Below are 1,020 nucleotides of genomic sequence, written 5' to 3'. Positions count from 1 at the left end.
CCTTTTATAGCTTGGGTTTTCGTCCCGGCGAGCCAGGCGAGGGCGAGCATCGACAAGGTGATGTGGGCGTACCAGGCGCGATAGGTGCGTACCTGGTAGTGGTCGAGGCCGGCCTCGTTCTTGGCTTGCTGGAAGCATTCCTCGACCCGCCACCGTGATCCGGCGATGGTGGCGAGTTCGGTGAGCGTGGTCCGCCTGGGTCCGGCACAGATGTAGTACGCGATCTCGGTCGGATCGGAGAGGGAGCGGCGCGCGAGCAGCCAGTGCCCGCGACCGGGCGCCCAAGCGATCGAAGATCGGGATCCGCGCCCAGGAGTATTCGCGCGGTCCGTGGGCGCCGTCGCCGGCGGAGATGCGCCGCCACTGTTTCGGCGGGACTGCGGCGATCATCTCGTCGGCGCGGCCGCCGCGTCCGCTCGGGGTGAAGACGTCGTCGTTGCAGCGCGTGGCCAGGACGTAGGAAATATCGCGTTCCTCGAGCCAGACCCGTAGGTACTTGACCTGTCCGTAGGCCTCGTCCGCGGTGACCCACGAAAACGGGACCCGCGCGTCGAGGGCGCGCGCGATCATGTGTTGCGCCAGTCTCGGTTTGGTCGCGAACTCCACGTCGTCAGTGATGCCGGCGGCGCGGCACCGGTCGCGGTCGGAGGTCCACGATTCGGGCAGGTACAGCTCCCGGTCGATCAACGCGTGGCCGGCGGCGCTGGCGTAGGCGAGGAACACTCCGATCTGGCAGTTTTCCACCCGCCCGGCGGTGCCGGAGTACTGGCGTTGCACCCCGGCCGAGCGGGTGCCCTTCTTGAGGAATCCGGTGTCGTCGACAACCAGGACACCGGCCGGATCGCCGAGGCGTTCGACCACGTAGTCACGGACGTCGTCGCGGACGCCGTCGACGTCCCAGTCCGCCCGCCGCAGCAACCGTTGCATCCCGTCCGGGCTGATCTCACCGGCCCGCTCGGCGAGGGTCCACCCGTTCTTGCGTTCCAGACCCGCAACCAATCCCGTCACATATTCACGGAC

Annotated in this window: 1 pseudogene; it reads right to left on the bottom strand. The window is 67.8% G+C overall.

The features are described 5' to 3' along the window. Positions 1–1,020, bottom strand: a pseudogene (locus MLGJGCBP_RS47925) (IS701 family transposase); the annotation flags it as partial.

Origin of the sequence: Rhodococcus sp. T7, assembly GCF_009872365.1 — a bacterium.
GTDB lineage: Bacteria > Actinomycetota > Actinomycetes > Mycobacteriales > Mycobacteriaceae > Rhodococcus_F.
This window is presented reverse-complemented; position numbering and strand designations above follow the sequence as displayed.